The sequence below is a fragment of the Paraburkholderia sp. GAS199 genome, from assembly GCF_050436585.1.
Classification (GTDB): domain Bacteria; phylum Pseudomonadota; class Gammaproteobacteria; order Burkholderiales; family Burkholderiaceae; genus Paraburkholderia.
Genome location: NZ_JBNDMM010000004.1, coordinates 197,283 through 215,812, shown reverse-complemented (window position 1 = coordinate 215,812; position 18,530 = coordinate 197,283). Strand labels below are relative to the sequence as shown.

15 protein-coding genes are annotated in these 18,530 nt (G+C 55.3%); 4 read left to right on the top strand and 11 right to left on the bottom strand.

What is annotated here, in order from left to right; all coding sequences use genetic code 11:
- Nucleotides 1-205: 205 nt before the first annotated feature.
- Complete coding sequence (locus P3T18_RS17880) at nucleotides 206-490, bottom strand: hypothetical protein (RefSeq protein WP_429301297.1); 285 nt, start codon at nucleotides 488-490, stop codon at nucleotides 206-208.
- A gap of 274 nt (nucleotides 491-764) precedes the next feature.
- Between P3T18_RS17880 and P3T18_RS17875 the strand changes: the two genes are divergently transcribed.
- Nucleotides 765-2,807 (top strand): P-loop ATPase, Sll1717 family, encoded by a 2,043-nt coding sequence (locus tag P3T18_RS17875; RefSeq protein WP_429301296.1) that lies wholly within the window; start codon nucleotides 765-767, stop codon nucleotides 2,805-2,807.
- Nucleotides 2,808-2,856: 49 nt separating this feature from the next.
- A complete protein-coding gene (locus P3T18_RS17870) occupies nucleotides 2,857-3,594 on the top strand; it encodes a hypothetical protein (RefSeq protein WP_429301295.1) in 738 nt (245 codons plus the stop codon).
- 82 nt (nucleotides 3,595-3,676) lie between these two features.
- Here P3T18_RS17870 and P3T18_RS17865 read toward each other — a convergent pair whose 3' ends face one another.
- From P3T18_RS17865 to P3T18_RS17825, 9 genes are all read right to left on the bottom strand, one after another.
- Nucleotides 3,677-4,504, bottom strand: a complete 828-nt coding sequence (locus tag P3T18_RS17865) for a hypothetical protein (protein WP_429301294.1) — start codon at nucleotides 4,502-4,504, stop codon at nucleotides 3,677-3,679.
- Between the two features lie 296 nt (nucleotides 4,505-4,800).
- Nucleotides 4,801-5,115 (bottom strand): HNH endonuclease, encoded by a 315-nt coding sequence (locus tag P3T18_RS17860; protein WP_429301293.1) that lies wholly within the window; start codon nucleotides 5,113-5,115, stop codon nucleotides 4,801-4,803.
- Nucleotides 5,116-6,200: 1,085 nt separating this feature from the next.
- Complete coding sequence (locus P3T18_RS17855) at nucleotides 6,201-6,404, bottom strand: hypothetical protein (protein ID WP_429301292.1); 204 nt, start codon at nucleotides 6,402-6,404, stop codon at nucleotides 6,201-6,203.
- An 11-nt stretch (nucleotides 6,405-6,415) separates the two neighbouring features.
- A complete protein-coding gene (locus P3T18_RS17850) occupies nucleotides 6,416-9,193 on the bottom strand; it encodes a phage tail length tape measure family protein (RefSeq protein WP_429301291.1) in 2,778 nt (925 codons plus the stop codon).
- Nucleotides 9,194-10,163: 970 nt separating this feature from the next.
- The gene (locus P3T18_RS17845) at nucleotides 10,164-10,352 is read right to left on the bottom strand and encodes a hypothetical protein (RefSeq protein ID WP_429301290.1); all 189 of its coding nucleotides are present in this window, start codon (nucleotides 10,350-10,352) and stop codon (nucleotides 10,164-10,166) included.
- A 49-nt stretch (nucleotides 10,353-10,401) separates the two neighbouring features.
- Nucleotides 10,402-11,835, bottom strand: coding sequence for an HK97 family phage prohead protease (locus P3T18_RS17840; protein WP_429301588.1), 1,434 nt, complete (start codon nucleotides 11,833-11,835; stop codon nucleotides 10,402-10,404).
- 1,632 nt (nucleotides 11,836-13,467) lie between these two features.
- Nucleotides 13,468-14,121, bottom strand: coding sequence for an NAD(P)-dependent oxidoreductase (locus P3T18_RS17835; RefSeq protein WP_429301289.1), 654 nt, complete (start codon nucleotides 14,119-14,121; stop codon nucleotides 13,468-13,470).
- 166 nt (nucleotides 14,122-14,287) lie between these two features.
- Nucleotides 14,288-14,749, bottom strand: a complete 462-nt coding sequence (locus P3T18_RS17830; protein ID WP_429301288.1) for an Rrf2 family transcriptional regulator — start codon at nucleotides 14,747-14,749, stop codon at nucleotides 14,288-14,290.
- A gap of 96 nt (nucleotides 14,750-14,845) precedes the next feature.
- A complete protein-coding gene (locus P3T18_RS17825; protein WP_429301287.1) occupies nucleotides 14,846-15,319 on the bottom strand; it encodes a hypothetical protein in 474 nt (157 codons plus the stop codon).
- Nucleotides 15,320-15,486: 167 nt separating this feature from the next.
- Here P3T18_RS17825 and P3T18_RS17820 point away from each other — a divergent pair, with 167 nt between their 5' ends.
- A complete protein-coding gene (locus tag P3T18_RS17820) occupies nucleotides 15,487-16,068 on the top strand; it encodes a DJ-1/PfpI family protein (RefSeq protein WP_429301286.1) in 582 nt (193 codons plus the stop codon).
- 160 nt (nucleotides 16,069-16,228) lie between these two features.
- Complete coding sequence (locus tag P3T18_RS17815) at nucleotides 16,229-16,555, top strand: hypothetical protein (RefSeq protein ID WP_429301285.1); 327 nt, start codon at nucleotides 16,229-16,231, stop codon at nucleotides 16,553-16,555.
- Here the strand turns inward: P3T18_RS17815 and P3T18_RS17810 are convergent.
- The gene (locus P3T18_RS17810; protein ID WP_429301284.1) at nucleotides 16,542-18,314 is read right to left on the bottom strand and encodes a sensor histidine kinase; all 1,773 of its coding nucleotides are present in this window, start codon (nucleotides 18,312-18,314) and stop codon (nucleotides 16,542-16,544) included. The genes P3T18_RS17815 and P3T18_RS17810 overlap by 14 nt on opposite strands.
- Nucleotides 18,315-18,530: the final 216 nt, after the last annotated feature.

Below are 18,530 nucleotides of genomic sequence, written 5' to 3'. Positions count from 1 at the left end.
GGCAGTGAGAGCGGGCAATTGATTGGCTGGAAGATACTAAAGGTCTCGGAGGTGTTTTGCGATCCACGAAGATAAGCATCTGTTCTCGCCCCGTGTAAGAATATCGGCGCGCTGACAAAGCCATGATGTTCATGTTTTGCCAGCTATAACGCCGCTTACGAGACCGGAGTCAAATTACCGATTACCGTCCGCGCCTGCTTTCGTTTTACCGCGTCCGGTACACACGATTGAATATCACTCGATCCGCATAAATTTTCTGAACTAGCGCTGCTAGGCCACCGAAGACCGCCAGACCAGCAATCCATCCGCCGAACGACAACGAGTCTGGCAGCGCATGCCCGACCTTATAACCTACAAACGCGCCCAACAGCAATGCCGCGCCGAAAAGTCCATTTGCCGGTCCATATTTCACTTCCGCCTGACAACCTGTGCAGACGGTGGCACATCGCGGAACTTGGGTTCGGCAATGCGGGCAGATAAGATTGCTCATAGTCCTCTCAGCGTAGTTTGTGATTGATTTTTGACTGACCTCGGCACTTCGAGGTGTCACTCAATCTTCTTATCGGCGCGAACGTTTCAAACTTGAGTTATATCCCACTGGAAACATGCGGGCCGCACCGGCTCCATATTTAATGCACGCCGCATATACGCATACGCGTCCGAGCTTGCGTAACGCCACTTTTTACCTGACGATAGAGGTAGGTGACCAAACAACGCACCGTCTCTCATGGTGCTCAAACAGCATACAAAGGCGAGTCTAGGCTATGTCGATAACGCTTCCAAAGAATGCATTAGAGCGCGTGCAAATCGGGCAAGCGTTTGCAGAGTACGACATTATCAGAGACGATCCGCAGCTTTTTGTCTCGACGCCATCAACCATTTCCGCATTAGATCCAGATGGGCAAAGTTGCTTCTTTATCGGTCGCCGTGGTGCGGGGAAAACGGCCATTGTCTACGAAATACAACGACAAATTAAGCGGACAATTTCCATTACCCCTCAGATTTTTGACTTATTGAAGCTTCCACTAAAGCATGAAGAGTTTCATGATACGCGACAGCGACCATTCAAGTCGCTGATGCACACAATGGAACGTGCATTATTGGACGAAATTGTACGTACATGGGTAGAAGATCGAATTTTCGAATTCAAAGGTGCGCCGACTACCATAACGAAAGAGCGCAACCTTATTGAAGAATTGGATTTTGACCAGCGAATTATCAGCTTAACAGATGAAATATTCGACGCTTACAGCAAAAGCCAAGATAAGTTATGGCTTAGGCAAATCAATAGAAGCAAGGAACTAACAAACGAAGTCAACCGCCTATCGACCAATGGTGCATTCAAATACGTAATATTGATAGATCGTCTTGACGAGTCATGGGATGGCTCTCCGTCAGCGATGATATGTCTCATGGCTCTTATGCATGCAGCAGTCAGGCTGACCGCTTCAACCGAATCTGTGCGACCGTATATTTTTATACGAGAGAATATCTACGACCGCATAAGAGCGATGGACAATGAATTTGCAAGACTTGAAACTTCTGTCGTTTTTCTTGACTGGAGCGAAAAGAAGTTACAAGAGCTAGTGGAACGCCGACTAGTGCGTCCGTTTGTTGCAAAGCCTAAGCTCGGTGGCGAGGCTTGGGATCAATTTTTTGAACAGATTGACGGCAAACCAAGCGTGGGCCGCGTAATGGATTTATGCCAGCACAGGCCGCGCGACGTACTGATGTTGACCAGCTACGCAATCAATGCGGCCATTGCCAATGGCAATCAGAAGGTTAGCGATACAGACCTTGATGACGCCTCGACGCGGTATAGCACCAGCAGACTTAAAGACCTTGGCGACGAGTTTTCCGAGAATTATCCCAATATTAGCGTAATCATAGAGCATTTTTACGGGCTAGGAAACGAATTTACACTTGTCGCGATAGAGGACTTCATTGGAAAACTTTTGGTAAACGACAAAGTACGTAAGTATTGCGGGGATTGGTTTTATGACTATACGGCTCCGTTTAGATTTATCGAATTATTGCATGGTATTGGCTTCTTAGGCCTAAGCAGGCGCGGCCGCATAACGTATAAGGATTCCGGTAAGGATTCGAACGCGAAGCTGCCTATAGACGCAACTGTTCAATTCGTAATTCATCCTACCTACCAGCCCGCACTTAACCTACGTCCGATTTTAGTGCAGCGCCTAGGTGACGAGACCAATCTGCGAAATGAGGGTCTCTTGGAGGACCTGCCCGAAAACTATCGCTTTGACGAATACAAAGCCGCTCTGACGACCACGCTATCTCGGCTAAAGGCATTGTCCACCGGACACTCGACCGCTGCGGAATTCGAAGATATTGTTGGAGAAGTAATAAAATTATGCTTCTTCCGCAGCCTTACCAACGTTCAGGCAAAATCTCGGACGCACGATGGCAGCACTATACGAGACTGGGTAGCATCGAACCGTGCCGCGAACGGATTTTGGGAAGTTATCCGCACCAAGTATGGCGCAACCCAAGTCGTATGGGAATGCAAAAACTACGAGGACCTCCAAGCAGACGACTTTCATCAAGTCGCTTACTATTTTAGTCAGACATTTGGGAAATTCGGAATAGTTGCATTTAGAGGAAATGAAATAAAAGACTCATATCACCGCCACATTGCCAATGTAGCAAACAAGAATCAAGCGGGTCAAATCATTTTAATCACGCAAAAAGACTTAGAAGTATTTCTGCGCCAGGCAATCAACGGCGTGTTCAAGGAAACCCATATCCAAGACCGCTACGATTATTTTGTCCGTCAAATAGCGTGACATCCCATAATCGACCTTATCCACACCACTATTTTATTGAGAGTCAAACTTGGCAATGATCGTAGACAATCCAGCTGCACGCCTTTTTTCCATCTTGGAAGCTGGAAAGCAGAAAAAGGCTGACGCCCTAGCGAGAGAGATTTGGCACGACTTACTCAATGTCCCACCAGAAAGTTCACCGTTACTTATCAAGCGCATAGCGGAAGTAATGGAACTACCCGGCATAATTTCAGATGAAATGAATGAACATTTCCCCGATGAACGGGAAACAGTGGCTTACTGGCGCGGCCAAGTTAACAAAGCGTTCAAAGAACTCAACTTGAACAATACCTGGAACCACTTTATCTCTGGCATTGATCAGCATTCGATGTCATATTTAAGGCAGACTGCAAAATTACTTCAAGTCTACACAAAATTCAAGCCAGTGGCAGGGAGCGATCTCAACACCCTACGCGAAAAGGTTGACACGCTCATAGTTGAATTTAGGGAATCCGATTTAGATGACGATTTGAAACTAAGCGTACTTAAGTATCTCAATCAACTCTTGAGTAGCATTGATGAGTATTTCATCACCGGCGTAACCCCTATTCTGGATGCAGTTAATGCATCCTACGGTCGAGCCTTCACCGACGCCAGCTATCGCGACTTAATCACTGGACATACGACGCTGGGCGACAGGCTGCGCGCTGTACTTGACGACGCGGCGACGGTAACGACTATTGCCGCGAATCTACATGAAATCGCCCCTGTGCTCTCTGCTGGATGGAAGCTGCTGACAGGCACGTGAGGATGCGTGCCGCGAGAAAGATCGGGTTAAGGCGAATGGACGCCGCACAGTCCAAAACTGAGATAAAGAATGTTGGAAAGGCTTAGGAGCTACCGGCTACCCGCATCAACAATTGCGCCGAATCCGACCATGGATCAACATATGCACTTCTGGCCGCTCGCTGGGATTTATCAGACTCCCGCGTAGCTCGCTGGAGTTCGTCGTACAACCTGCCTAGTTGAACAGGCGGCACGTACTCACGGTCCAGCCGTGCCCTATTCTGCTTCTGCGTGGTATGTGCGGAGCTAGCCGCCTTCTCGTCCGCTAGGCGGAACTCACCTAGACCAACATTCCGAAGCTTAAGAACGGCCATGAGAGGAACATCAACGCCAGCGATACGAATACAAAAATCGTTCTCTGGTTTACCCATTGGCGTTCGCTCTCTAGGCCGATACTGAAACGATACTCCGTCCAGTTCGATATGATCGGCATAAAACCTAGTGGCAATCTCCGTGGGTTTTACGGTCCCGTATCGTACGTTTCCTTTGATAATGTCGCGAATGTTCAGTCCCGTTTTCAAAGTGGAAGTGTCGTAACCATGCTCAGCCAAGATAGCGGATACACGGGTTATTTGGTCTGTCGATAGTGGCTTAGATAAACGGTTAGCGGTGAAATTGTCTAATTGCATACGCTCCGCCAAGAGGTCCGCAAGTCGCTGCCTATTTCCGTTAGCCATTTCAGGATGAGCGCAAAGTAGCTCCGCAAGCGTGGTAGCCCAATGTTTAGAACCATCATCCAAATACACGGCGGTCTTGATGGTCACCGCAACGCCCGCTGAAGCGGCCAGCGCTTCCGCCTTCTCCGCCGCTGGACCAATGACGGACTTAGCCGCCATAACAGCCCAATCAGTGTGAATTACTCTGTCAGTCAAATATGTTGCCCTCCATGAGATCGTTTTACCCCCACCAAAACCGGAATATGTTCCAGATTGTTCCTCCCCTCCCTACCCATGATCTGTTACTTGATCGTGCAATGATTCTTGAGTAACCCATACGGTCTATCCTTCACTCTCATATACGGCTCACATTCATAAAACCAATCAGCAGTAGCCTTAGCCTCTTTTCTACTAGTAAATACTAGTGAGCAAAGTATAGAACTATCACGACGCATTTTCCATCCGGTTATTCTCATGTGATTTACCATATTTATACTTGTCTATGTGTGTTGTTACCAGCTACCATCAACCGGATAACCATCTGGACCAAATACACGTTTAACTCTATGACCTAAATCCCGTGCTGTCTTAACCTTATGACAGTCAAAGCATAGATACTGGAGGTTATCAATATCGTCATTACCGCCGTTCTCCAATGCCTTAATGTGGTCCACTTCACCTGAGGCTGTAGCAATGCCGCACTTTGCACAGCAATAGTTAGCTGACTCCTTAACCTTAAGATTGCGCCTCTGTCTTGGTCTGCCCGAGAGACGTAGGTGAGCATTACCACCAGCATTAGCCCTACTCTTGGTCCGTTGATAGCTCAATGATTAGTCATCCAAAGTCGTTATGTTAATGTTAGGGCCTTGATACCTGCCAGCATAGGACTAGCCAGCAAATCTAGGCGTGGGGGGGGGGATAGTTGAAATTTCCGACTTGAAAACGTGGACACCGACAGGTTCCATTCGTTTTATCGCTAAGTCCAAATAAACGCTCCCGAAACGCGCGAAACCCAAGGGTGTTAGCGATAAGCGCTCATATCTGGCCCGTCACACTTGTTCTGATAATATCCGCCGTAAATCCGGGGGCTACATGAGACGAATATTTATAGGTTTGCTAGCGCTATCTTTCACGGCACAGGTCCAAGCATTTGAGGTAGACGGCCTACACTCCGGCATGTCTCCTGCTGAGGTCGCGGCAGTAGCGAACAACCGTGGGTTAGAAGCTTGGGAATACCGGCCAGGCATGTGGAGCATAGGCATCCGGGCCGAGGCCAGAATTGACGCGATGTTTTCGGTCTGCCCTCCAGCGGGTATGGTCGCCTACTCAAAGAACATGGACGCAGACAGCGAATACGTGCCAACCGTTGAACGCAGTATGAACATGTGGGGCCAACCGAAAGTACTCGTGCGGCACATGCCGTGGCCCGGTCCAGGTGGCGGAGAGACGCAAGACGTGACCATGCTATGGCGGCAAGGGACGACAGAGATCACCGTTTCCTTTACGCCCGAGGGGCGCGACGGTAAGGGCGCACTGCGATACAACCGCACAGCTTCAATCGCCTACGTGGACAAGGCCCGCGTTTGCGGTACAAAGTAGCCCTCGTTGTGAGCGCGCGCGCGTGAGGCTTTGACGGGCCGGGATACCCTCTGGCTACGTCTCTATACCCTCGCTGGTCGGAGCGGCTTTTAGGTGCAAATGGAGAGGCATTCTGAATGCTTTCGTGATCCACAGGCCCCGCCTATTCCGCTGCATTCCGTCGGCTAGCATCTCCTCCAGCGTCTTACAGCGGCGTGTAGACGCTAGATAGGCTCCGCTCGGTCCGGTTCGCCCGTACTCACCTGTTCGGTGTGTTTCGAAGCCCCGCGAGGAGCGGAAACGCTCCCCACAGGACGGGCACACATTGTTATCGTTAGACTGCCTCAATGGGGATACCTTTGTCCGCTGCCTCGCACACTTGACCTAGCAAGCCCTCGATAGCTTTTAGCTCAAACTCACAGGCCGCTACCGGGTCTACCTTGGCTAATTTCTGAATGGACCTATTGACGTCATAGGCCGCCATGCTAGCCTTACGCATAGCCTCGCCCAACTCAAACAGCTTACTTGGATTTTTCATATGCACTCCTATTAAATGAAGCCATTTTTAATCTGGTACGCGTAGGCCCCCTGTCCGCGCATCTTTTGATCCATGCGCTTATCTACAATGGCTTGGAACACCGGGAGCAATTCCTTTGCGTCTTGAGCGCTGAGACCGCCTCCGCGCGCGCTACCGTCCAAGTGGAAATGCAAATCACCGGAGCCGGAGCCGCCGCTATCGTTGCCAGTAGCTACGGAATCACCTACCGCACCGCCAGAGGCGAAGTGCGCAACCTGTCCGGAGTTGATGGACTCCAGCAAGCTACGGTGTTGGTTAGCCGCTGAGGCATTAACCACAAACTCACCGTTGGAGAGCATGGCCGGGATACTGTCACTCGTACCGGAGCCGGGGCCGCTGATAGAGCCGCCTGTGGCGTAGTGACCAACGGAGCCGCCAGTAGAGAAGCCGGTCCAGCTACTAGAGATACTTTGGAAAATTTGCATCTCAGCTTGCCGCAATGCAATTTTCGCCATGTCCGCCAAGATACTCGCAGTGAACTGGCTAAAACTACCCTTCCCTGTGGTAACGAATTGCTCAAGAGCATTAGCGGAGTCCTGCCACGCTGTGCTAAACGAGGTCGCTACTAACTGAGCATTAGTCATAGCGTCTCCGCCCAAGGCACTAATAGCCCCGTGCATTTGCGCCGAATAACTCTCACGGATTGATTGCTCCGTTGCCAAGTGGTCCGTAAGTGCCTGCTGTTGCTCTGCATATGCCGCGTACGCCGCCTGTTGCTTCTCTTGCCAAGCCTTTTTATCTGAGGCCGGGTCTAGGGCGTACTGTGAGTACAACACTTGCATCTTTTGCGCGAACTGTTGCGCAAGCTGATACTGAGCATCGTAGTCCGAGCGCTGCTGAGGCGTGGCGTACCTAGTCGCATCCTCAACGGTGTAAGCGGCTGTTTGCTGCCGTAACGCTTCCGCGCCTTGCTGCGCGTAACGCTGAATGTCGGTCGTACGTTGCTTTTGCATTTGCTCCAAAGTGTTGTTAAGACCTTGCTCAAGATTCGTACGGTGTATGTTTAGCTTCTGTAGCTCTCTAAGCGCCTCCTGATACGCTGCGGATTGCGGCTTTGCTTTCGCAAGGTCTACCCGCTTTTGCGCGTTGGCAATTTCCGAATCCAGCGCATTCTCTTGTAGGGTGGTTAGCTGGCGGTAATACGTCTCCGCGTCCACTACGCCTACCTCGTATTGCGCCCTTAGGTTTTTCTCCTTCTGTCGCTCAAGCTCTACCAACGCCGCATTTGCCCGCGTAGTTTCCGCAATCTGCCCCGCGAATGCGCCCGCGTTGCTGTGCTGCTTCTTAGCCGGAGTAATATGCTCAGTATCAAAGGCCACCATTTGCTTGCGCTGAGCTTCTAGCTGAGCTTGGGCGGCCGTAGTGTACGTACCAGCCTCGCGCATGAGCTTGATACGGTTGTCGATAATTTCGTTATCGCGCTTAAGGGCCTCCGTTAGCTTCTGCTGAGGGTTAAGAGTACGCTCAAATTGCTTAGCCACCTCCGCTTGCGATTCCGCCAACAAGACTTTCGTTTTGTTGTTACGGTCAGCCGCCGCTTGATCCGCATTCGTTGCGTCAACGATTTTTTGCTGAGCCGCGATCAACGGGCCGTAGTCCGTGTAATCGTAATTGGCGGTCTTGCCGCTTTGTTGCGCCGCTTGCTTGGCCTTAAGGTCGTTGAGCTTGTCCAAGTCTGTAGAGTTGCCAGATAGAGCGCGGGCGTACCGCTGTTCCGCCGCCGTGACGCCGTCCCAATAGCTCGCCATCGCCGACGTGTGCGTTTTGGTTGACATGACGATGTCGTCTAGTTCCCGCTGAATAAGCACCGTAAACGCTTGGTGTTTCTGCCCGGTTTTCTCCAATGACTCGATAAGAGCCATATCGGCATCTGTCATTGTGTGGTGAGCCGCCTGGTACTCGTCAGCGGCCTTTTTGACATTCTCCTGTTGCTTGAGAATGCCCTCCAAGACCTTATCGAACGCCTCACCTGTGGTTTTTGCCATAGCGCTGGCTACGGTGGCAACCTGCAAGAACACATCGGCGGACACTCGGCCGCTAGCGACCAATTTATTGAGGTCGTCCGTAGCCGCACCAACGCTGATGCCAAACCGGCTCGATAGAGTCTCAGCGAGGCCCTGAATAGACTCCCGAGTTTGTCCTGCGTATCCGGACGTTGTATCCATTGCTTCGTGGAATTCTGCAACGCGGGCGTTGGCCTCATCAATCTGTTTGTACATAACAGCCGCCGCGCCACCAACAGCCACCAGGCCCAACGTAAAGGGATTCATGATTAGGCGCGTGGCGTCCATTTGTTCGCCCAACACCATGAGCGACCCGCCAAAGCGTTTCCAGTTTCCCTGCGACGCCTCATGAGCCAATACCATAAGCTCCCGGCGTGCTGCGGTGGTTTCCAGCCCAAGGCCATGCGTGTGTGCGGTAGCGGCCTCAATCTGGTTGACATAGCCTTGCATAGCCGAGGTGATACCCAACCCCTCCGCCTTCATGCTGGCTAGCTGTGCCTGTGTCTTACCCGCCGTACTAGCCATGCGGTCCATTTGCACAACAGCCGCCGCGATTTGTTGAACCTGTTTAGCTGTTGCCGCGCCCGATTCGTCTAGCGCACTTTGGAAATTCTCCAACACCTCCTTAGCGCGTCCCGTACTCGCCGCGTATGCTGAGATACGCTGGTTCGCACGGTCAATAGCAGCGGTAAAGCCGGAGGAGTCGGCTGAAACCTTAATTTTTACATCGTTGCTATACAATCGCACTCCTTATTATTTAATAAATCAAAAATTCCAATCATAAAATCTTAGTAAACCCCAAAGAACACCATCCCGGTAATCGGGTTTGGGAAGCTAAGACCCGCCGTACTACTGTAGGTCCATGAGATACCACTGGTGGTGATGGTAAAAATGGGTGGAGGAGTCTGGTTAGAGATATGTTTGTAGAGAAAATCCGGTTGGAACGAGTAGAAAGGCGTTCCGTCCGACATATCGCAGACCACACTTGCGGCAAACCCTTGTACCGATGAAACACCCTTGATACGTCCTAAGCGGTCTGACGTGTCCAAAAGTAATAGCCCCGACGAATTCCATATTTGAAGCCCCGCAGACATTATCGCGAAGCCTCATGCTGGCTCTGAAACTTAGCAGCCTTCGCCAGGTGTTCTCTCGCATCAACAAGCGCCGCTATAATCCGCCGATGCGGTCTGCTAGGTAGCAACCAAAGACGGCCCGCTTCATCCCGCGCATTATTACCGGCGCAAAGATGGTATTGAGCCATCCTTAGACTGTGGCCACACAAGCCGTTGCGCACCCTTACAGCAAGCTCTAGCCGCGCGTCTAGCTCGTTGATAGACACGCACCGAACCATTCCTTGTGACCGTCCGTACAAAGCCTCAAGTAGGCCAACGCGAATCTCGGAGGTAGGTCTTGCGTACGTTTGGCCGTTGCGATTCCGTCGGCGGGTCATTACGCCCATTGCCTCCGCCATGCGAACGACACGCGCCCGGTTATTCGACATTACGCGTCTCCTGCGCACTGACGAAATCTTCCCGCATTCGGATAGCTGCGGCAAGCGACGATACACGGCCAAGCGTTATCCGCTTCAAGACAGGACCGTACGAGCCGTCGGCTCTACGTACGTGCTGCCCCGGGACCACCTTCGTCCCCCGGACTACGTACTCTTTGCCGATTAGCCGGATGCCTCGAGGGAGGCCCCGGTTTCGTTCGGCTCGGATCATTCGCGTTCTCCGTCCTGCAATTGCATTGCAATCACGCGGTGTTGAGCGGCGATGGCGATCAGGTCATTGCGCGCCATTACCAGCCTTGCCATGCTGTTGTCACGCTGAGCCGCTGCAATTATTTCAGTAAGCGCTTTCTCATCTTTCCCGGACAGCAAGCCGTCAATCTCAAACGTCATTTTCATAGCATTCCTTATTGTTTGTTGGGGCGGACTCAACCGCCCTTGGATCAAATTAGGCCGGAAGTTCGACTTCCACCGCTGCGCCCGGTACGAACTGCCAGTCGATATACTGTTGCGCAGTAAGGGCGACTTGGGATGTCTGAAACATATTTACTGGCACATTAGCTGCCACGCCAGAGAGACCATAGACATCGGCGTGTCCCATAGCATCCACTACCGCATCACCAATGTAGGCGAGTACGCGGGTTGCATCTGTAATGAATAGCTTGCCCGGCGGGACACCATACGAGCAAATCACGGGCATTCCGCCGTAGAATCCGCCGCGCGCCGTAATTTGAGTCTCGGTCGGACTGCGCAACGAAATTGCGGTAAGCGGATTCACAATCACGCAAGCTTGAGCAATGTCCCCGGTGAACGCTTCAACACCTGCATTAAATCCCGTCGCCTGTGTAGCCACCGCCGCAAGGCCCTCCGGGGATACATGGTCGCGGACTTGCGCGCCAACGAAGGCGTTATCGATTGCACGACTGAGGGCTCGCACGAGGATGCCCGTTACCGTCGCCTCCGCAGTATCGTCGGTCGCTCGAATGAGATCTTGCGAAATGACCATGCACACCCCGGCTTTTCGCTTATCCGACAGATACACACCGATATCGCCCTGGGCCAACGGCATACCCGCTCCTTCGCCAAAGAAAGCACCTGCTACGGGTGAAGCCTCCACATTGACCCGCGTAATTGCGGGGACTTGAACCAACCCTTGCATCTGGCCTAGGATCGACCGGGTAAAGACGGTCTGCACAAATTCCGAACGGCTAAGCTTTCCGACTGTTAGCACTCCCGTTGCGTCAGAACCAGCCGCCATGGGATTAATAGCTGCCTTGATATAGGTTGCTTCTGTAGAATTTTCTCCCCATCGGTTAGCAGCGTAAAGCGCGGCGTTGTGCCCGTCCGCTGCCTTGGCGATAGCTGCACGGATGAACGTCTTGTTTTGCATGCGAATAGGTTCAATCATGGTCATGTCCTTTTGATAGTGAAATTGAGTTGATTTAATTGCGGTAATGACAGCTTCGGGATTTGCAGGTATCGACACGAGACTAAGCTCGTGCACGTCCGCTTTGCTGTAAAGTGTTCCGCCATTTGCTAGCGGTCGCGATTCGATCGGACAGAATCCGATAGATACGCCCTTGATAATTCCACTTTTGATGCTGTGCCAAGCCTCATCCGTGCGTTGCTTAACGGTCCCTTCCTCGTCCACCTTTGCAATCCTGGCTTTGAACGGAAGGCCGTTAGCGTTGGGCGTCCCGAAAGTAACCGTACCGACAGGCTGTGAATGGTTGTGGCCAAGCAACAGAGGTGCCTCCCGCTGGAACGTTAGGCCCATCGGGTCCACGATATCCCTTACACGGTCGATAGTCGGTGTGCTTGCAATACCCTCAAACTCCCGCTTGTCCTCTGTAATCGCCTTAACGACGAAATCCGAAAACATTTTATCCACTTATTTCCTTATGTTTAGTTATCCTAAAGTTATTCGCCTTAGGTGTAGCGTGGTTTTTCAGTATTCCTACCCGCTGGGTTAGCAATGCTCTAAGAGGCGGGTGCGTGTGTTGTATTACTGGTACCGGTTAGACGTTGCGCTTCCTCTCGTAGCAGTGCGCTGACCGTCTTATCTTGGTCCACCGCGAGATACCGCAGTGCTTTGAATGTGCAGCTATCTACGCGTACCGCAACGATTCGGCCCGGGTCCAGATTATTTGACGACATAATTAATAGTCCTAATGTTAACGAGACGGATGTTTACAACGAATTAAATAAACGTATTTACTAGGCGTGACGCACTGGCCCGTCCGTCATTAAGGCGGCGAGAGGTGTTCGGTTGGAATATTGCAGATGTGAAAAAGCCCTAAGGCCGCACAGCACTTAGGGCTTGATGAGTTAGACGAAATTCACTAGCAAAGTGCTTGTCTATCTCTGGCTGGTCGCTTGGACCAGCCTCTAATAATCAGCTAGTTCCGCTGCTGGTCCCGGGAAGAACCTTGCCACGCCTCTAACGTGAGAACTAGTTTTTAGCATTCTTCCCTTTTTCTAACCCAGCGAGAGCGCAAGCAATTCTCTCGGCACGGCTACGGCGGCAAGGGGCACCGCTAAAATTAGCGTTGTCGAATCACATAGACATCTTCAACGGGCCAGACTCTAGCATGAGGGTTTACGGCTTTGCAAGCCCCCGTGCAAAATTATTAATCTGCCTGTGCCATCCGAACCCGCGCCCCTTGCGGTAGCGCTCGCGCAACTAGCTGCGCGGAATTTTCGTGGTCGTTAGCACAATGTCTTGCTATCACCCTAACCCGTGCGCTACCTCGACTGTGCTTTGTCGTGGCGTGTGTGACCTCGAAACCGTAGTGCATAAGCGTAAAGACTGCGAGGCGGTGTGCGTGGCGATCGGTTATGCGGGGAATTTCAATGTGAAGCGTTTGGTGCATATAAGGTCTGCCTCGTTTGGACGTGTGACTGTAGGCGGGAGCGTGCGCTCTCCATTCGGCGATTACGTTGGCCTTTCTTATTCAATTCGCGGTCCGTCTTGGCGTCCCGTCGAGACAGATATTAAACGTAAAGATGACTATGTTTAATAGCCGCCCTCAGACATAAAAGTTATGTTTTTATTCGTAGTTATGACTATGACAATTCTGCAGAGCGCGGTTAAAATGAGGGCCGGCTACACTCAGAGAGATTACGACAATGCCTAGAGGCAGACCGCAGAAGGCCCCGGCCCGCTCGCTTAACGTACGTGTTGAGGTGTGGGACCTTGAAAAGCTGGCCGTACTCCAAACGATCACAGGTAAGCCCACCGCTGAGGTGGTCCGGGACGCCCTGAGACGCTACATAAAAGCTAACGAGGGCAAGCTACGGGAGGCTGGTGAGAAGCTGGCGAGTGGTAGCTACTGGGCCACAACGGACGAGAATTGAGCGGCGGTGGGAGGAGCATGTGGTATGCTCACAGGCACTTACCACACACTCGTAAGTCATTGATTTAATTGATAGTTACTTAACCGAATGTTAGGAAGCCCGGTTGCCGGGCTTCACAGCGCGGCGCCGGAATGCAGCGCCTGCTTCACGCGAAGAATCAGTAAGCCACCGTCGCGATCTGACGGATGAAGCGGCCCTGTTCCAGTTCGTCGACGAAAGCGACGGCGTAGTCTTCCGCGGAAATGCGGCTATTGCCTTCGGCGTCGGCGATCAGCGCGTTCGCGCCGGTGCGGAACTTGCCGGTGCGCTCGCCCGGCGCGATCATGGCGGCCGGCGCGAAGAAGGTCCAGTCGAGATCCGTGACGCCGCGATAGTACTTCTCCAGCGCATCGCGATGCGCTAGGGCGACGGTCTTGTACGCGTCCGGAAAACCTTCCGCGTCGACCAGTTGCTTGCCGGGCGCCACTTCGAGCGAACCCGCGCCGCCCACCACGACCAGACGCTTCAGGCCGGCGGCACGCACGCCGTCGATAAGTGCGCGGGTTGCCTTGCCCAGCACCTCGGCCGTGTCGGCTTGCGGCGGCGCATAAGCGCTCGCCACCACGTCGTGACCGCGCACCGCGCCGCCGACGCTCGCGGCGTCGAGCAGATCGGCCTGCGCGGCATGCAGGTTCGCCACGCCAGCCGGCACACGCGCCGGATCGCGGACCAGCGCCGTCACCTGATGACCGCGGCTAGCCGCTTCGGCAGCGATTCGCGATCCGATCATGCCGGTGGCGCCGAACAGTGCGATTTTCAATGGCTTATTCATTTTTCAAACTCCCGTGATGCAAAAATATGTAACTACATTGATTACATATATCGAGGAAAAAAGAGGGGCCTGGGCCCCCGTCTGGTTCAGTTGCGTTTGCTTCATGACACATGGCCGGTCTGCCGGCATGCGCCCTTCTTTACCGCCACATTCTGCGTGCCGTGGACTAACCCGTCGGCCGACGCTTACGCTCCCGTTCGCGCGCACGTTCTGCACGGACCAGGTCCGATGTTGCATCAGCCAGCGTGCGTGCGCCGAGCGACGCTTCCATGGCCTGCTGCGCTTCGTCGATGATGCCGCGCAGCACGCCCTGAATATTGCGCCCCACCATGCAGGCGGGATTTGGCTCTTCGCGATGCAGCGCGAAGAGTTGCGCGTCGTCTACGGCACGATACACCTCGAGCAAGGTGATTTCGTCGGGCGCACGCGCCAGCAGCGCACCGCCGCCCGCGCCGAGCTGCGACGTGGTGAGACCGGCTTCGGCCAGCATGCTAAGCAGACGCCGGATCAAGGCGGGATTCGTGTTCACACTGCCGGCGATCATTTCCGACGAGAGCGGCGTGCCCTCCTGCAACGACAGCAACGCGAGCACGTGTACCGCAAAGGCGAAACGGCTACTCGTATTCACGACACCTCTGCACGGCAACGACTAAGTGTAACCATGATAATTACATTTAATCCAGCTGTCAAACGAAGGCCCGCGCGCGTCGAACCGGTCGAGCCGTCATTTGTCCATCTGCTTCTGCGCGTCGCTGGAGTCGCCCGACGATGAAGACGAAGCGCTGGTCGACGAAGCCGAACTTTGCGCCGACCACTCCTGCAGCTTGCGACCCGCCGACTCCAGACTTTGTCCGGTCAGCGAGGCCGCCTTGCCGAGTTGAGCATGCGTCGCGCTCGCCGCGTCCTGCAGGTTGGCTTGCGCGGTCGAGGCGAGTGCGCTCGGGTCGATGTTGATGGTGGGCGCGGAGGCCGCCGATTCCAGGTTCTGTTGCGCCGCCGATTTGGTCGCGTCGACCTGCTGGCCGACGTAGCTGGCGGCCTGATCGAGTTTCTGACTCGCAACCTGCGCGGCGTCGTTGAGCTTGCCGGCAACCTGCCCGGCCGAAGCGTCGTTCTTCTGGCAGGCCGCGAGGCCGCCGAACACGAAGACGACCACAGCGGCACGGCGCAACAGCGGGGAACGGATAGATGAAATCATGGTGATGGATGAGCCGCGCCGGGCGGCTTCTGCGTGCGAAAACGCGCCCATCATACGCCGATGCGCGCGGTGCCCCCGATTACCGGCGGCGTCGCGCTTCTGTCAAACGCGTTGGAGTAGACTGCCGGAGCGTTCGATGTGTTCCGTTGATCAACTGGAGGCATGCGATGGCAGCAAAGAAGATTCTGTTCCTGACCGGCGACTTCGCCGAGGATTACGAAACGATGGTGCCGTTCCAGGCACTGCAGGCGGTGGGCCACGTGGTCGATGCGGTCTGTCCGAACAAGAAAGCGGGCGACAAGATCAAGACCGCGATTCACGATTTCGAAGGCGACCAGACTTACACCGAGAAGCCCGGCCACCAGTTCACGCTCAATGCGTCGTTCGAAGACGCGGACCCGCGCCAGTACGACGCCCTCGCGATTGCCGGCGGCCGCGCGCCCGAGTATCTGCGCCTGAATCCCAAAGTGATCGAAGTGGTACGCCAGTTTGCCGAGGCCGGCAAACCGATTGCCGCGATCTGCCACGCGGCGCAACTGCTGGCCGCCGCCGACGTGATTCGCGGCAAGCGCATCTCCGCTTATCCCGCCTGCGCCCCCGAAGTGAAGCTGGCCGGGGGCGACTACGCCGACATTCCCGTCGACGCCGCCATCACCGACGCCAACTTCGTCACCGCGCCCGCATGGCCGGCTCATCCCGAATGGCTGCGGCAATTCCTCGTGCTGCTCGGCACGCGCATCGAACTCTGATCCCACCATCGAACGGTTAGCGCGGCAGGCTTCGCCTGCTTGCGCTGGCCGCGCCCTTCGTCCAGTCCGCCCCATTTATCGCGTTTGTATTTGGGACTAGTCCGATAGTGCGTAGTAGAGGGCTTTTCTATAGTCGCCGGCAGACTTTGGAGCCCTTTTTATGGAACTGATCGACTGGATCGTCATACTCGCCGTCATCCTGATGGCGATTGCATTTTTCTGCGCCCGCACGCCCGCCAACTGGTCGCGCGAGAACCGTGCGCGGCGTCTGGCCGGCACGCGGATGCTGGTGCAGGCCGCCTGCTCGCTGTGGGCCGCGCTGCTGCTTCTCGTCCGCGGACTGTTCGCGTTGAACGGCCTGTTCGGCCTCACCTTCGCGCCGATGGAAGCGCTCGCGGGCGTGGCGATCCTCGTCGCCTGCGGTTGTTACTGGTCGATTCGCGGCAGCAAACTGCTCAAGCCGCGGCGGCTTTTCACGGCGTACTGATGCCGCCCGGCACGTGGCCGGCGTGCGTAACCGCAGCCGCACCGACGCCCCGACCACGAGCCCCGCCCAACCCACCGATGTCGCCGATCTCACCGGCGTTGCCGGGATTCACGGCACCCTGCGTGCCCGCCGGCACCAACGCCGCATAAACGTCCCCCGCGGCCTGCGCCGCCCGCGCCTGAGCTTCGGGTAGCGACAGATAAAACGTCGTCCCGACACCCTCCTTCGACTCCGCCCACACGCGTCCGCCGTGACGCTCCACGACGCGCCGTACCAGCGCGAGACCGATCCCCTCGCCTGCCGCCACATTGCCGTGCAGCCGCTGAAACGCGTTGAACAGACGCGGCAGCGCGACGGCCGGTATACCCAGGCCGTTGTCGCGGACATAAAAGATGCGCAGCGACTGCACGCCCGGCGGCGCCGGCGTCGTGCCGATCTCGACGCGGCCTTCGCGCGACGGATCCAGATAGTTGACCGCGTTGCCGATCAGATTCGCGAACACCTGCTCGATCGCGGTCGGGTCGCCCCACACCGCCGGCAACTCGTTGACGATCACATGCGCGCGGCGCGCCCGGATCGACACCTGCATCGCGTCGATCACGCGCGGCACGATATCCGCCACCTCGACCTTCTGCTGCCGGTACTCGACACGACCCACGCGCGACAACCGCAGCAAGGCGTCGATGATGTGCGAGGCACGCAGCACGGCGGTCTGCAGATAATGCAGCGCCTCGCCGATGTCTTCGTCCACGATGCGCTCGATACGCTGGCGCGTCTCCACCGTCAGCGACGATTTGCGCACGGCTGCGCGCAGATCGTCGCCCGCGCGGATCAGCTCTTTGGAAAAACCCTGCAAATTCACCAGCGGCGCGCGTAGATCGTGCGAGACGCTGTAAATGAACATCTCGTTCTCCTGCGTCTGCTGCCGTAGGGTTTCGTTGATGCGCGCGAGTTCGCCGGCACGCCGCGCGAGGTCGGCCTGAAAACGCGCCTGAATGCGCTCGGCTTCGATCAGGCGCCGGCTGGTTTCGTGCAAGGTGAGATCGAGCCGTGCGATTTCGTCGCGGCCGGGTCCGACCGAGGCCAGCGGCTCGTTGCCGGCGAGCCGGCCGGCATTGTCGGATAGCAGCGCAAGCCGGCCGCGCACGCCGCGCGTGAACAACCAGACGGCCAGCGCGACGAACAGCAGCGAACCGAGCACGGCCGCGACGATAAGAATTTGCTGGCGCTCGCGGGCGGCGTCGGCGGCGATCGAACGCTCGGTGTCGAGGCGGCGCTCTTCGGCCTGGAAACTCGTGATCTGCTGACGGAAACGGTCGAGCACGTCGGTGCCGGCCATGTCGCGGAAACGGTCGATGACATCGCGCCGGCGGCCCGAGTGCAACATGTCCTGGATACGGTCCGACCACTGCCGGTAAGCCTGCACCGACTGCCGCACCTGCACCACCCGCTCGACCTGGGCGGGATTGTCGGCGACGAGTTCGGCAAGCTGGTCGATGCGCCGGTCGACGTCCATCCAGACAGTGACCGGCGTAACGAAATGGCTGTCTTCGCCCAGCACGGCGCCGCGCAAAAGTACCGACTCGCCGAGCACCGGTTCGAGCACCGCCGTGGTTTGCCTTAGCACGTCCTCGCTGTGGATCGCCCACTTCTCCGCCTGCGCCGCGTCCGACTGCGCCTTGACCAGCCCGGTCAGTAAAGCCAGTTCGAGGACGGCCGGAATTGCGATCAGCAACAGGCCTTTGGTGGACAGTCTCATGCGCGCGCAATGGGATCGAAGGGCCGGCGCGAGTCGCGCGGGGACGGCACATTATGTCGGCGATTGCCTGGGAAAACAAAGACGGCGCAAAACTGGCGCATGCCACACCCTGGAATGGGGCTCACGCGCTGCGATTACGCATAAATAGTCAGCGTTCTGAATGGATCGTAAAGACAATCGAATAATTCGCCCGAAATTGGACAGCGACGCCCGTAT

Bases quoted from the DNA above. Each gene is read 5' to 3' on its own strand.
- P3T18_RS17855 (WP_429301292.1), bottom strand. From the start codon at position 6,404: ATGAAAAATCCAAGTAAGCTGTTTGAGTTGGGCGAGGCTATGCGTAAG.
- P3T18_RS17840 (WP_429301588.1), bottom strand. From the start codon at position 11,835: ATGTTTTCGGATTTCGTCGTTAAGGCGATTACAGAGGACAAGCGGGAG.
- P3T18_RS17810 (WP_429301284.1), bottom strand. From the start codon at position 18,314: ATGAGACTGTCCACCAAAGGCCTGTTGCTGATCGCAATTCCGGCCGTC.
- P3T18_RS17880 (WP_429301297.1), bottom strand. From the start codon at position 490: ATGAGCAATCTTATCTGCCCGCATTGCCGAACCCAAGTTCCGCGATGT.
- P3T18_RS17835 (WP_429301289.1), bottom strand. From the start codon at position 14,121: ATGAATAAGCCATTGAAAATCGCACTGTTCGGCGCCACCGGCATGATC.
- P3T18_RS17825 (WP_429301287.1), bottom strand. From the start codon at position 15,319: ATGATTTCATCTATCCGTTCCCCGCTGTTGCGCCGTGCCGCTGTGGTC.
- P3T18_RS17845 (WP_429301290.1), bottom strand. From the start codon at position 10,352: ATGAAAATGACGTTTGAGATTGACGGCTTGCTGTCCGGGAAAGATGAG.
- P3T18_RS17815 (WP_429301285.1), top strand. From the start codon at position 16,229: ATGGAACTGATCGACTGGATCGTCATACTCGCCGTCATCCTGATGGCG.
- P3T18_RS17820 (WP_429301286.1), top strand. From the start codon at position 15,487: ATGGCAGCAAAGAAGATTCTGTTCCTGACCGGCGACTTCGCCGAGGAT.
- P3T18_RS17875 (WP_429301296.1), top strand. From the start codon at position 765: ATGTCGATAACGCTTCCAAAGAATGCATTAGAGCGCGTGCAAATCGGG.